Annotated in this window: 11 protein-coding genes and 1 pseudogene; 9 read left to right on the top strand and 3 right to left on the bottom strand. The window is 69.3% G+C overall.

Features of this window, described 5'->3' with window-relative positions:
• Positions 1 to 15: 15 nt before the first annotated feature.
• Positions 16 to 1,503, bottom strand: a complete 1,488-nt coding sequence (locus tag L0984_RS19360; protein WP_255697498.1) for an amidase — start codon at positions 1,501 to 1,503, stop codon at positions 16 to 18.
• 49 nt (positions 1,504 to 1,552) lie between these two features.
• Between L0984_RS19360 and L0984_RS19365 the strand changes: the two genes are divergently transcribed.
• From L0984_RS19365 to L0984_RS19395, 7 genes are all read left to right on the top strand, one after another.
• Positions 1,553 to 2,470 carry a GntR family transcriptional regulator gene (locus L0984_RS19365; protein ID WP_234195502.1) on the top strand — a complete coding sequence of 306 codons (918 nt, stop codon included), beginning with the start codon at positions 1,553 to 1,555 and terminating at the stop codon, positions 2,468 to 2,470.
• 63 nt (positions 2,471 to 2,533) lie between these two features.
• Positions 2,534 to 3,889, top strand: coding sequence for an aspartate aminotransferase family protein (locus tag L0984_RS19370; protein WP_370646086.1), 1,356 nt, complete (start codon positions 2,534 to 2,536; stop codon positions 3,887 to 3,889).
• An 88-nt stretch (positions 3,890 to 3,977) separates the two neighbouring features.
• A complete protein-coding gene (locus tag L0984_RS19375; RefSeq protein ID WP_234195504.1) occupies positions 3,978 to 5,132 on the top strand; it encodes a C45 family autoproteolytic acyltransferase/hydolase in 1,155 nt (384 codons plus the stop codon).
• Between the two features lie 76 nt (positions 5,133 to 5,208).
• Positions 5,209 to 6,153, top strand: a complete 945-nt coding sequence (locus L0984_RS19380) for an ABC transporter permease (protein WP_234195506.1) — start codon at positions 5,209 to 5,211, stop codon at positions 6,151 to 6,153.
• Between the two features lie 11 nt (positions 6,154 to 6,164).
• Complete coding sequence (locus L0984_RS19385) at positions 6,165 to 6,986, top strand: ABC transporter permease (RefSeq protein ID WP_234195507.1); 822 nt, start codon at positions 6,165 to 6,167, stop codon at positions 6,984 to 6,986.
• Positions 6,983 to 8,674, top strand: a complete 1,692-nt coding sequence (locus L0984_RS19390) for an ABC transporter ATP-binding protein (RefSeq protein ID WP_234195509.1) — start codon at positions 6,983 to 6,985, stop codon at positions 8,672 to 8,674. Before L0984_RS19385 ends, L0984_RS19390 begins: the two co-directional genes overlap by 4 nt.
• Before the next feature lie 42 nt (positions 8,675 to 8,716).
• Positions 8,717 to 10,174, top strand: coding sequence for an NAD-dependent succinate-semialdehyde dehydrogenase (locus tag L0984_RS19395; RefSeq protein ID WP_234195511.1), 1,458 nt, complete (start codon positions 8,717 to 8,719; stop codon positions 10,172 to 10,174).
• 45 nt (positions 10,175 to 10,219) lie between these two features.
• On the opposite strand, the gene L0984_RS19400 is transcribed toward L0984_RS19395, so the two are convergent.
• On the bottom strand, positions 10,220 to 11,197 hold the full coding sequence (locus L0984_RS19400) for an alpha/beta hydrolase (RefSeq protein ID WP_234195513.1): 978 nt from the start codon (positions 11,195 to 11,197) through the stop codon (positions 10,220 to 10,222).
• Between the two features lie 21 nt (positions 11,198 to 11,218).
• Here L0984_RS19400 and L0984_RS19405 point away from each other — a divergent pair, with 21 nt between their 5' ends.
• A complete protein-coding gene (locus L0984_RS19405) occupies positions 11,219 to 11,902 on the top strand; it encodes an FMN-binding negative transcriptional regulator (RefSeq protein ID WP_234195515.1) in 684 nt (227 codons plus the stop codon).
• A 56-nt stretch (positions 11,903 to 11,958) separates the two neighbouring features.
• Here L0984_RS19405 and L0984_RS19410 read toward each other — a convergent pair.
• Positions 11,959 to 12,330 (bottom strand): annotated as a pseudogene (locus L0984_RS19410) (leucine zipper domain-containing protein); the annotation flags it as partial.
• A 335-nt stretch (positions 12,331 to 12,665) separates the two neighbouring features.
• Between L0984_RS19410 and L0984_RS19415 the strand changes: the two are divergent.
• Positions 12,666 to 13,868, top strand: a complete 1,203-nt coding sequence (locus tag L0984_RS19415) for a CaiB/BaiF CoA transferase family protein (protein WP_234195517.1) — start codon at positions 12,666 to 12,668, stop codon at positions 13,866 to 13,868.
• Positions 13,869 to 13,883: the final 15 nt, after the last annotated feature.

A 13,883-nucleotide genomic window follows, 5' to 3' on the forward strand; every position in this document is an offset into this window, starting at 1 on the left:
CCTCTCTGGGGCAGGTCAGCGCGGATCGATGGGGCACAGCCGCGGCATGGCCGCTTCGACCACGAAGCCGGCGGCAAAGCACAGGTCTTCTCGCCCCGGGGCGGCCACCAGCTGCACACCGGTGGGCAGGTCGATGCGGCCGTGCACGGTATCGACACCCGCCAGGCCGGTGGGCACCGACAGCGCGGGCAGGCCCAGCACCGAGATCGCCAGCAGCGGAGCTTGTGCACGCATGACCTGTGCCGCCATGGCGGGCGACTCCACATCCGCCAGTCGGGCAAAGGGCGGCTGCAGCGAAGTCGGCATCACGATCACCGGCCATTCGGCCAGAAGGCGCTGCCATTGCCGCAGCAAGCCATGCCGTCGAGCGACCGCGGCAAGCCCATCGGCGGCCGTGAACTCTCCGAGCGCCTGGCGCCAGTACGCGACCGCCGTCACGATGTTCGGATCGCCCGCCGCGGGAAGCACGGGCTCCAGTGCACCCATGAGGTCCGGGATGGTGATGGCCGCCCACATCCGGTGGAGCTCGTCCAGGCCGGGCGGCACCGCCTCCACCACGTCCCAGCCGGCGGCGGCCAGCGCCTGCGCCGCCTGTTCCACCGCGCGAGCCGCGGTGGGATGGCAGTCGGGCCAGGCGCTGCGCGCGAGCACCGCGGCCCGGCGTGGTGCGGGCTGGAGCGGCGCAGGCATCGTGCCTGTGCGGGGATCGTCGATATGCGGCACCGCCATCGCGGCGAATGCCAGCTCCACGTCCCGCACGGTCCGCGCGATGGGCCCCTGCACCGCCATCAGTTGAGATGCCACCGAACCCGCTCCCTTGGCCGTGGCGTTGAACGAAGGCACGCGCCCGTACGAGGGCCGCAGGCCCACCAGGCCATTGCAGAAGGCGGGGTAGCGCACCGAGCCGCCGATGTCGTTGCCATGGGCGATGGGAACCATGCCGCTCGACACGGACGCCGCGGCGCCACCCGAGGAGCCGCCCACCGTGTATTCGCGGTGCCAGGGGTTGTAGGTGGCGCCATGCAGTGTGTTGTCGGTGAACCAGCGCATCGAGTACACCGGCGCATTGGTGCGGCCCACGACAATGGCCCCCGCTGCGCGCAGGTTGGCAACCACGGGGTTGTCGGCGGCAGCGACCAGGTCCTGATAGAGCGCCGTGCCGTTGTCGGTGGGATGCCCCCGCTGATCGATGTTGATCTTCACCGTCACCGGCACCCCATGCAGGGCCCCCAATGGCTGCCCGTCGGCCGCTGCGCGGTCGGCGAGTTCGGCCGCCCGTCGCGCCTCGTCGTCCATCCGCCGGACCACGGCGTTCACCGCCGGATTTACCTCTTCGATGCGCGCCAACGCGGCCTCCACCAGCGCCGCAGCGGTCAGCTCCCGTTTGGCCACCCGGGCTGCCATGGTGGCAGCATCGAGCCTGTGAAGCGCCTCCGACGGGGCCGCCTCCGATCGATGGGCAGGCGATGAGGAGGCAGAGCGGGCAAGGGGCCGATCGGACATGGTGCGGTTCCGGGTAGTCAGCGAAGACTGGATTGTTTTTTGAGACTATATGATGCAGCATAAGGATATGCAAGAAATCGTTGCCGATTCCGCTGGCCCCTCGCGCCTTCAGCGCGATCTGCTGCCTCGCACGCTGGAGTACATCCGCACCTCCGGACTGCGCGTGGGCGACCGCCTGACCGAAATGGCGCTGGCCAGCCACCTGCAGGTTTCGCGCACCCCGGTGCGCGCCGTGCTCGAGGAGCTTGCGCGCAGGGGCGTGCTCGACAACGAGCCCCGGCGCGGCTTCAGTGTGCGCACGCTGCCCGAACTCGACGCACCCTCCGCCACCCCGCCGAACGAGATCGACCAGCTTTGTCTGCGCATCGCCGGTGACCGCCATGGTGGACGCCTGCCGGCCGAGGTCTCAGAAGCCGACCTGATGCGCCGGTACGGCGTGAGCAGGCCGCTGCTGCTGCGCGTGCTCGGCCAGCTGTCGGAAATCGGCATGGCCGAGCGCAAACCGGGCCACGGCTGGGCCTTTCTTCCCATCCTGGACGGAGAGGCCCGCCGGGAAAGCTACGAGTTCCGCCTGCTGATCGAACCGGCCTGCGTCATCGCCGCCGGCTTCCGGCTCGACGCGGGCTGGGTCGAGGAAATGCGTCGGCAGCACAAGACCTTCCTGGAGGCGCCATGGAGCGAGACGTCCAGCATTGCCCTGTTCGAGATGAATGCCGCCTTCCATGAAGGCCTGGCCCAGGCCTCCGGCAACCGCTTCATCCTGAATGCCATCCGGCAGCAGAGCCGCATGCGCCGTTTCTCGAACTACGACTGGGCCTACGGCCAGGACCGCGTGCGTGTTTCCTGCCTCGAACACCTGGAAATCCTGGACCGGCTGGAGCTCGATCAGCGCGAAGTGGCCGCCGCACTTATCCGTCGACATCTGGAGCAGGCGTCGGTCCTGACGCGCGCTCAGCAGGACCCGTGAATCAGGTCTTGCGCATTGTTTTATATTGCATCAAAATTCATTTGAGCACTATGGAGCAAACGGATGCGCCCTGACCCCCTGAACCCCGACAACGCTGACCTCGCCGGTTCTGCGAACGACAGCCTCCAACCCTACTGGATGCCGTTTACCGCCAACCGGCTGTTCAAGTCGAAGCCACGCATGTTCGTGGCCGCCGAAGGCATGCATTACGTCACCGACGACGGGCGCCGCATCCTGGATGCCATGGCCGGCCTGTGGTGCGTGAATGCCGGCCACAACCCGCCGCGGATCGTGCGCGCGATCCAGGAACAGGCGGCGCGCCTGGATTTCGTGTCGTCGTTCCAGATGGGCCACCCGCTGGCCTTCCAGCTGGCCGAGCGCATCGCCGAACTGGCGCCTCCGGGGCTTGATCGGGTGTTCTTTACCAACTCGGGCTCCGAGGCCGTGGACACCGCGCTCAAGATTGCCCGGGCCTACCACAAGGTTCGAGGCGACGCGAACCGCATCAAGCTGATCGGCCGCGCCAAGGCGTATCACGGGATGGGCTTCGGCGGACTGTCCGTGGCCGGCATTCCGCGCCACCGTCGCGATTTCGGCCCGCTGCTTGGCGATGTGGACCACCTGCCCCATACGCACGACCTCACGCACAACGCCTTCTCGCGTGGGCAGCCCGCATGGGGCGCCCATCTGGCCGACGAGCTGGAGGCCATCGTGCAGATCCACGACGCGTCGACCATCGCCGCAGTCATCGTCGAGCCCGTCACGGGATCGGGCGGCGTCCTGCCGCCGCCGGTGGGCTACCTGGAGCGGCTGCGCGAGCTGTGCACCCGCTACGGCATCCTGCTGATCTTCGACGAGGTCATCTCCGGCTTCGGCCGCCTGGGGGCACCTTTCGGTTCGACGGCGCTGGGTGTCACGCCCGACCTGATCACCTGCGCCAAGGGCATGACCAACGGCGCCGTCCCCATGGGCGGCGTGATCGCCTCCAGCGCGGTGTACGACGCTTTCATGGCAGCCCCGGAGGCGGCCGTCGAGCTGATGCACGGCTACACCTATTCCGGCCATCCCCTGGCCTGCGCTGCGGGCCTGGCGGCGATCGACACCTACGAACAGGAAGGCCTCTTCGCCCGTGGACCGCAGATCAGCGCGACCTGGGAAGCCGCCGTGCACCAGCTCAAGGGCGCGCCGCACGTGCGCGACATCCGCAATATCGGCGTGCTGGCCGCCATCGAGCTCACCCCCCGGGAGGGGGCGCCGGGCGCCCGCGCGGCAGAAGCCGTGGAGCACTGCTTCGCTGCCGGCGTGCTGGTCCGGGTGGCGGGCGACAACCTCGTGCTGTCTCCGCCGCTGACCATCTCGCCCGAGCAGATGACCCAGGTCGTCGAGACCATCGACGCTGCGCTGCGAAAGGTCGCCTGACACCCCGTGTGCCCCCAACCGCGCGCCGCCCGCCCCGGGCGGCGTGCGGCCTGCTCCTGCATTCAACGCCTGCCGGCGACATTCATCCATGGACAACCTTGCCCCCTTTCCCTTCGTGTCGGTCAGCGGCACGGCCTACGAGCGCGGACGCGCCTATGGCGCTGCCGTGCCCAATCGGGTGGCGCGCAGTGCCCAGATTTATGGCCGGGCGCTGGACGGACTCGGCGCCGGTGAGGCCTTCCGCCGGCAGCTGACCACCGAGTTCGCCGCGCGCATCGAAGCCTACGGCAGCCACTATCTCGAGGAGATGAGCGGCATCGCCGACGGCGCGGGCGTTTCGCTCGGAGACGTGGTGATGATCAACGCCCGCACCGAAGTGGTGGCCCAGGCGCGGCGGCAGGCGGGAGCCGGTGGCGCGGCCGCCACGCCGCCCGAACCCGAGGAGGGCTGCACGGGTGCCGTGGTCCTGGCCGGGCGCAGCAGCAACGGGCGCTTGCTTCACGGCCAGAACTGGGACTGGCGCTCGGAATGCATCGAGACCGGCATCGTGCTGCGCGTCCAGCGGGAAGACGGGCCCGACATCCTGACCTTCGTGGAGGCCGGCGGGCTGGCCCGCTCCGGGCTCAACAGCGCAGGCATCGCCTTGACGGCCAACTACCTGGAGTGCGAACGGGACTTCCGCACGACCGGCGTGCCGCTCTCGCTGCTGCGCCGCAAGATCCTGGAACAGCAGCACTTCGCCGAGGCGATGGGCGCGGTGGTGAACACGCCGAAGTCCTGCGCCAACAATCTGATGATGAGCACCGCGGAAGGCTTCGCCATCGACTTCGAATGCGCACCCGACGAGGTCTTCAGCGTGCTGCCCGAGGACGACCTGCTGGTGCACGCCAACCACTGGGTCAGCACGGCGGCACGCAGCAAGCTCAGGGACACGGGCGTCGCCAACATGCCCGACAGCTACTACCGGGACTGGCGCGTGAAGCGTCTGCTGCGCGAGGCGGGCCCCACCCTCGACCTGGCCGACCTCAAGCAGGCCTTCTTCGACGACTTCGCCACGCCCTTCGCCGTATGCCGGCCGCCCCGGCCGTCGTCCCTCGCGGGCAACCTCTCGGCCACAGTCGCCATGATCGCGATGGAACCGGCCGGCGGCTTCATGGACGTGCTGCCCCTGCCGGCCCTGCAGCGAGGCTTCACCCGCTATTCGCTGACCGAGCAGCCGCGGCCCGTGGCGGAACCCGCCTGAGCCGTCGCACGCCGCGCCGTCCGCGCTTCACGACCGATCCATTCCAGCCACCGACCACAGGCAGCACGGGACCCCGATGGGACGCTTCATCCTCACACGCATCACCATGGGAGTGCCCACGCTGCTGATCGTCGCAGCCACGGTGTTCTTCCTGATCCGGCTCATTCCGGGCGATCCCGCCACCCTGATGCTCGGCGACATGGCCACCCCCGACATGGTGGCGGCGGTGCACCGCGACCTGGGGCTGGATCGCCCCCTGCCCGTGCAGTTCGTGCGGTGGCTGGGCCAAGTGCTCAGCGGCGATCTGGGCCGCTCGATCTCGACCGGCCAGGCCGTGGCACCACTGGTGATCGAGCGCTTTGCCGTCAGCGGCACCATCGTCGCGGTGGCGGTGGCGCTTGCGACGCTGATCGCCGTTCCGGCCGGCATGGTGGCGGCCTGGCACCAGAACAGCGCGCTGGACCTGGGACTCGTCGCCGTCGCCACCTTGCTGCTGTCGGTCCCCACCTTCTGGCTGGGCCTGCTGCTGCTGATGCTGTTCGGCCTGCACCTGGGATGGCTGCCAGTGGTCGGCTATGTGGGCCTGTCCGAAAACCTGCGCGCGGGCCTGCTCTACCTGGCGCTGCCCGTCATGACCCTGGTCCTGCACGAGATCGGGGTCATCATCCGGATGGCGCGTTCGAGCATGCTGGAGGTGCAGCGCCTGGACTACATCGTCCACGCGCGTGCCAAGGGCCTGTCGGAAAGCGCCGTGCTGTGGCGCCATGCCTTCAAGAACGCGTTCGCTCCCACCTGGACACTGATCGGCCTGATCCTGGGCAATCTGCTGGGCGGCATCGCCGTGGTCGAGACCGTGTTCACCATTCCCGGCCTGGGCCGCCTGCTGGTGGACGCCATCTTTGCCCGCGACTATCCCGTGGTGCAGGGCTGCATGCTGTTCATCGCGGCGGTCTATGTGCTGGTCAACATGGTCATCGACCTGTGCTACCCCGCGTTCGACCCGCGCGTCACGCTGGACTGAGGAGCTCGCCGATGACCTTCCGTTCAACGCGCGGGCTGATCGGCCTGCTGCTCACCGGCGCCATGGCGCTGATCGCCGTCGTGGCCCAGGTGTGGACACCGCGCAGCCCGCTCGCGCTCGACCTGCTGCACCGATTCACCGCCCCGGGAAGCCCCGCCTTTCCGCTCGGCACCGACGAATTCGGACGCGATGTGCTCAGCCGCCTGATGGCAGGGGCGGCCTCCAGCATGGGCATCGCACTGATGACGGTGGTGTTCGCCGTGCTCATCGGCGGTGGGGTCGGCATCGTGTCCGGCTACTTCCGCGGCTGGATCGACCGTGTCGTGATGACCTTCAATGATGCGCTGCTGGCGTTCCCGGGCATTCTGCTAGCGCTGGGACTGCTGGTGGTGCTGGGCAGCGGCCGCAGCGGCATCGTGCTGGCGCTGGGCCTGGCCTATGTGCCGTCGGTGGTGCGCGTGGTGCGCGGCGCCACCCTGTCGCTGCGTGAGAACGCGTTCATCGAAGCCTCGCGCGTCATGGGCCACAGCGAGCTCTACATCATGGGACGCCACGTGCTGCCCAACTGCGTCGCACCACTGACCGTGCTTGCGACCTCGATGTTCGGCTGGGTGCTGCTGTCCGAAAGCGCCCTCTCCTTCCTGGGGCTGGGCCCGCCGCCCCCGGCGCCCAGCTGGGGCAACATGCTGGCCGGCGGCCGCGCGTTCATGGCACAGGCCCCCTGGCTCGGCATCCTGCCTGGACTGTGCATCTCGCTCACCTTGCTGGGCATCAACCTCCTGGGCGACGCCTTGCGCGATCGGCTCGATCCGCGCATGAGGAACATGGCATGACGACCGTCCCCCCTCCTCTGCTCGACGTGCGCGGACTCTGCCTGGGCGTCGGCGACGCCGGCCGGCTGGTGGTCGATCGCGCGAGCTTCCAGGTCCGCACCGGCGAGATCGTGGCCGTGGTCGGCGAGAGCGGCAGCGGCAAGACGCTCGCGGCGCGCGCCGTTCTCGGACTCACGCCGCCCGCCATCCGCGTGCGCGGCGGCGCCATCCACATCGAGGGCCGCGATCTGGCCGCGCTCAAGCCGGCAGAGCTGCGGGCCCTTCGAGGCCGCCGCATCGGCATGGTGTTCCAGGAGCCCATGACGTCGCTGAACCCGGCGCTCAGCGTCGGCCGCCAACTGGAGGAGGCGCTGGCCCTGCACACGCCGCTCGACGCCCAGGAGCGCCGGGCCGCCATCATCGCGATGCTGCAGCGGGTGGGCCTGGCCGACCCGGACCGGGTACTGCGCGCCTGGCCGCACGAGTTCTCCGGCGGCATGCGCCAACGCATCATGCTGGCCTCGGTGATGCTGCCGCGCCCAGCCCTGCTGGTGGCGGACGAGCCCACCACGGCGCTCGATGCGGTGGTGCAGCGGGACGTTCTGGAGCTGATGGTCTCGCTGACCGCAGAGAGTGGCACGGCCGTGCTCATGATCAGCCATGACCTGGCGATGGTGGCGCGCTACTCGCACCGTGTCATCGTGATGTGTCGGGGCGAGATCGTCGAACAGGGGCCGACCGAGCAGATCCTGCGGGCGCCGGCGCATCCCTACACACGTCAGCTGCTCGGCGCGATGCCACGGCGCCGCGACGTGCCCGCCGTCGATCCCCAGGATGCGCCGCTGGTCGAAGTCCGCCAGCTGGTGGTCGATTTCCCGGCGCGGGGTGGACTGCTGCGAAGGGGCCAGCCGCAGCGGGCGCTCCACGGCATCGACCTGGCTCTGCGCCCGCGCGAGGTGGTGGCGGTGGTGGGCGGCTCGGGCTCCGGCAAGACCACGCTCGGACGCGTCATCGCCCATCTGCAGAAGCCCAGCAGCGGCGAGCTGCTGTTCGATGGCCAAGCCGTGCGCGGCAGCTCTGGCGCCACCTGGGCCGCCTACCGCCGCGATTGCCAGATGGTGTTCCAGGATCCCTATGCCTCGCTGGACCCGCGGATGACCGTCGCGCAGAGCATCGGCGAAGCGCTGCGCGGCACCGGCCTGGACCACGAGACGGCTGCCGCACGCGTGCGCGAGGCGATCGAGGAAGTGGGACTGGACGCAGGCCACGCCTCGCGCTATCCCCATGAACTGTCGGGCGGACAGCGGCAGCGCGTCGCCATCGCCCGCGCGGTCGTGCGGCGGCCGCGGCTGGTGGTCGCCGACGAACCGGTCTCGGCCCTCGACACGACGGTGCGTGCGCAGATCCTGGACCTGTTCGCCGAGCTGCAGCACCGCCACGGTTTCGCCTGCCTGTTCATCAGCCACGACCTGGCCGTGGTCGAGCAACTGGCCAACCGGGTGGTGGTGATGAACCAGGGCCGGATCGTGGAAGAGGGACCGCGCGATCAGATCTTCGACCGGCCCGCCCACCCCTACACCCGCCGTCTGCTGCAGGCCATTCCGGCCCTGGAGCCCACGCCCGACGGAGGCGTGCGCCTGCGCTGGCGGCACGCCGATGACACGCCCGCGCCGGCCGCATCCGGCGGCGCGTGCCGCCCTGCGGACTGACCCGCTCCCGTTCTTGCCGCCTCGCGCACCGACGAACCTGCCATGACCTCTTCCCCCATGACGGACTATCCCGACACCCTCCTCCACATCGATGGCGCCTGGAGCGCCGGCGCGGCCGGTCTTGACGCGCCGGTCCTGAACCCCGCCACCGGGGCGGAGATCGGGCGGGTTGCGCACGCGACGACGGCCGATCTCGACCGCGCCGTGGAGGTCAGCCACCGCGCCTTCCAGCACTGGCGCCGCGTCGCGGCCTTCGAGCGCTCCAAGCTCATGCGGCAGGCCGCCCAGCTCCTGCGCGAGCGCGCCGACGCCACCGCCCGCCTGCTGACCCAGGAACAGGGCAAGCCGCTGGCAGAGGCGCGCGCAGAAGCCCTGGGTTCGGCAGACGTCATCGACTGGTTCGCCGAGGAGGCGCGCCGCACCTATGGCCGGATCGTTCCTGCGCGGGCGCCTGGCCACATGCAGCTGGTGACGCGCGAACCGGTCGGGCCGGTCGCGGCGTTCGGCCCGTGGAATTTCCCGATCAACCAGGTGGTCCGCAAGATCGCACCGGCGCTGGCGGCAGGCTGCACCATCATCGTCAAGGGTCCCGAGGAAACGCCGGCGAGCTGCGCTGCCCTGGTGAAGGCCTTTGCCGATGCAGGCATCCTGCCCGGTGTGATCCAGCTCGTGTACGGGAGACCTGCCGACATCTCGGCGCACCTGGTGCCGCATCCGCTGATCCGCAAGATCTCGTTCACGGGTTCGACCGCCGTCGGCAAGCAGCTGGCGGCGCTGGCTGGGCTGCACATGAAGCGCGCCACGATGGAACTGGGCGGGCACGCCCCCGCCATCGTCTTCAGCGACGCCGATCCTGCGCGGGCTGCCCGGGCGCTGGCGGCGCAGAAGTTCCGCAATGCGGGCCAGGTCTGCATCTCCCCCACACGCCTGCTCGTGCATGAGGATCTGGCCGACGCCTTCGTCGAGCACTTCGTCGCCGCCGCGGCCGCCATCCGCGTCGGCAATGGCCTGGAAGCCGGCGTCCAGATGGGCCCGTTGGCCCACGCGCGCCGCGTGGAGGCGATGCAGGCGCTGGTGGCGGACGCCGTCGATCGGGGCGCACGCGTGCGGACCGGCGGCAGCCGCATCGGCACGTCGGGCTTCTTCTTTGCACCGACCGTGCTGACCGACGTGCCGCTGTCCGCCCGCCTGATGAACGAAGAGCCCTTCGGCCCCGTGGTGCCGATCAGCACCTTCCGCGACTATGACGCGCTGATCGCCGAGGCCAATCGCCTCCCCTGGGGCCTGGCCGCCTATGCCTATACGTCCTCGGCCGGCACGGCGGCGGCCGTCTCCGCCGATATCGAGTCCGGCATGGTCTCGATCAACCAGGCGCCGCTGGGCCTGCCCGAAGTGCCCTTCGGTGGCATCAAGGACTCGGGACACGGATCGGAAGGCGGCACCGAAGCCATGGAAGCCTGGCTGGTCACCAAGCTGACGTCGCACAACACCGCGTTCTGAGACAGGCACGGCCGGCTGCTCGCGCAGCCCGCCGGCCGCCGGGATTCAGCGGCGTTGCAGATGGACGCCCAGGCGATCCACCACCTGCGCGAAAGCGGTCGCCGCACCCGCCGAAAGGCCGGCGTACCCCGGGAAGTTGTGGATCATGTCCGGCAGCTGCACATGCTCCACCACGCCGCCGGCGCCGGCCATCCGCTGCGCCATGGCATCGCCCTGGTCGCGCAGCGGGTCGTAGCCCGCCGTCACGATGACCACCGGAGGCAGATCCGCCACGCTCGGCCAGCGCAGGGGCGAGGCCTGCGGAGACAAGGCATCCTCATTGCGCAGGAAGTAGAGGTCGGCGAACCAGTCCAGCATGACCTGATCCAGGAAGTAGCCCTTGCCGAAGGCGGTGATCGATGGCCAGACCTCGCCGCAGCGATCGGTGTAATCGGTGACGGGGTAGAGCGACAGGCAGGCGGCTGGCTGCGGGCCCGCGCGCTCCCCGGCCGCGCGCAGTGCGGTCACGAGCGTCAGGCAGCCACCCGCACTGTCACCCGCCAGCGCGATCCGCGTGGGATCGGCGCCCCACCTGTCCGGCGCGTCGGCCACGGCCTGGAAGACGTCCCAGGCGTCATCCACGGCCGCAGGAAACGGATGCTCCGGCGCCAGCCGATAGTCCGGCACCAGCACGGCCACGCCCAGCCGGTCGGCGATCCAGCGGGACTGACGGTCATAGGCCGCCGGGTCTCCCACGACGAAGCCTCCCCCATGGAAATAGATCACCAGGGGCGCCGGCTTGCCCTCGGGCATTGACGCCGGTCGGTAGAGCCGTGCCGGGAGTTCGCGGTCGGGCAGCGCCAGCACCTGCTCTGTCATGGTCACCTCACGCTCCGGCGGCCGCAGGCCGCGGGCGAGGTAGCGCTCCCGGTAGGCGGCCCGCGCCATGGGAATGGGCAGTTCGCGGATGCTGGGACCGCCGGTGGCTGCCGCGGCAGCTTGCAGCATCGCCTTGAGGTCCGCGTCGAGGGCGTCGTCTTTCATTCGGCCATTCTCCAAATGTCGATGAATAAAATGTATTTTATTATCATACAATGCATTTCAGACTGGCTGATCGGACCCACCATGTATGTGCCTGACCATTACCGCAACGCCGACCCCGCGGCCGCCCTCGCCTGGCTGAGGCGGTATCCCTTCGGCACGCTGATCACCCGCGGGCCCGAGGGGGAACCGGTCGCCACCTCGCTACCGTTCTTCGCGCAATCCGATGCGACCGGAACCCTCCGATTGGTCTCCCATCTTGCCCGCCGCAATCCCCATGCCGCCTCGCTGGCGAGCGGCATGCGGGGACTGGTGGTGGTCAACGGCCCCAGCGCCTACATCTCGCCCCACTGGTACGAAAGCGCGGCCAATGTGCCCACCTGGAACTACGTCGGCCTGCAGTGGGAAGGCGTCCTGAGGGTGATCGCCGACAGGCAAGGCCTGCTCGATCTGATGCAGCGGTCCGTTCGCGCCTTCGAGCCCGACGGCGAAGACGGATGGCACATGGGCAAGGCGCCCGCCGACCATGTGGACCGGCTGATCGAGGGCGTCGTCGGCTTCGAGCTCACCGTCGAGGTGGCGCATTGCATGGAGAAGCTGAGCCAGAACAAACCCACGGACCGCGCCGTCATCCAAAGCCGACTGCAGGCCGGCACGCCTGGGTTCGGTCCGCTGGTGGCCCAGCTGATGGAAGAAGTCGCCAAATGAATTTTGTGACTTCATAGAACCATTCAAAGATCATTGGGACGTCTGAAATCGAGGGCGATGCGCCCGAGCTTCTTGGTGTCGATGTGCAGAAGCTCGCCCGGTGCCTCGCGCTCGTAGCGCAGCGACGCGCTGACGGGCTCGAGCGCCTTCAGGCTGGAAAGACCCAGGCGGGCGATCAGCCGGCACACCGTGGGCACGCTGCGCCCGACGATGCGAGCGATATGCTGCATGGGCATGCGCGAGCGGCGAAGCTGTTCGATGCGCTCGCACAGCCGGGCATCCAGGCAGGAGCGCGTGCGCAGGGGGCGTGAGCTGCGGTCCAGCAGGCCGTGCTCGTCGTGTTGCTCGAAGCGCCGGAGCCACTTGCGTGCGGTGCGCGCGCTGATGCCCGCAGCCTCGCCTTCGGGTATCAGCCCCAGGGTGGCAATGCGCTGGACAAGCTCAGCACCCCGACCCCGCCCAGCTCGCCCGCGGCGCTCTTGTGCACGAAGTGGGCCACCATCGCGGCGCGGCGACCCCGGAGCATTTCTTCGCTCGGGGTATGGAAATGGAAATGCAGCAGTTCGTAGCCCCCAGGAAGCTGGCGGCATCGGGGCTTCCCCTCATCGTATTGGTTCAACCATAACTAATATGATGCGGGATACGACCAGCATCCTCGCCATACGGACGCGGCTGCGCAGCCGAGGTGCCGTTCATGGGACGCGCAACGGCGCGTCAGCGGTGCCGAGCAGGTCGGGTCACTTCACCGAGGAAAAGGCGTCGCATGAGTGTTTTCAGTGGCATCAAGGTGCTCGACATCGGCAGCTTCGTGGCCGGGCCGATGGCCGCCACCATCCTGTCCGACTTTGGGGCAGACGTGGTCAAGATCGAGCCGCCCGAGGGGGACGGCTACCGCCGGATGCACCGCCTGCCCAACCTGCCCCGATGCGACCACAACTACGCCTGGGCGCTGGCGTCGCGCAACAAGCGATCGCTGGTCCTGGACCTGAAGAAAGACGCGGCCCGCGCCGTGCTCCACCGCCTGGTTCGCGAGGCGGACGTCCTGGTCATCAACTACCCGGCCGAGGTGAGGGCGCAGCTGGGCCTGACCGCGCCCGTGCTGATGGCGATGAATCCTCGCCTCATCTATGCGTCGCTCTCGGGCTATGGCGAGACAGGACCCGACGCCGGGCGCCGCGGCTTCGACGCGACCGCGTTCTGGGCCCGCTCCGGTCTGTGCGACATGGTGCGCACCGATGCCCATGCGCCTCCGGCCGCTCCCACGCTGGGCATGGGCGACCAACCCACATCCGTCGTGCTGTACGCGGCCATCGTCACGGCGCTGTTCCGCCGCGAGCGCACCGGCCTGGGGGGTGAGGTGTCCACTTCGCTGATGGCCAGCGGCATCTGGGCCAACGGCCCGATGGTGCAGGCCGCGCTGTGCGGCGGCGAGCTGCGCTACCGCGAACCGCGCACTGCGCCGCGCAGCGCGCTGAGCAACTTCTATCTTTGCCGCGATGGCCGCTGGTTCTCCCTGGCGATGGTCGAGGAGGAAAAGCTGTGGCCCGGGCTCACCCGCATCCTCGGCATCGAACACCTGCTGACCGACGCGCGTTTCGCCGAGCTGCCACAGCGCCGCGCCAACGCCGCCGCATTGGTGGCTGAGCTGGACCGGGTCTTCGCAGGGGATGACAGCGCGAACTGGCTGCGCCGCTTCGAGGGCAGCGCCCACACCGTCGGCGTCGTGGCCCGCACCACCGACGTCATCGGCGACCCCCAGGCCTATGCATGTGGCGCACTGGTCGAGGCCGACGGCATCGGCGGAACACGCTTCACGGTCGACAGTCCCTTCCACATGGCGGGCGAGCACAAGCAGCGCCCCGCCTGCGCACCTGAACTGGGCCAGCATAGCGACGAGGTGCTGCGCGAGTACGGCTGGGACGACGACGCGATCCAGCGTCTGCGGCACCAGGCCGCGCTGGGATAACCCGCGGCAACCGGC

It is taken from the genome of Pseudacidovorax sp. NFM-22 (assembly GCF_021401245.1).
Classification (GTDB): Bacteria; Pseudomonadota; Gammaproteobacteria; order Burkholderiales; family Burkholderiaceae_C; genus Xenophilus.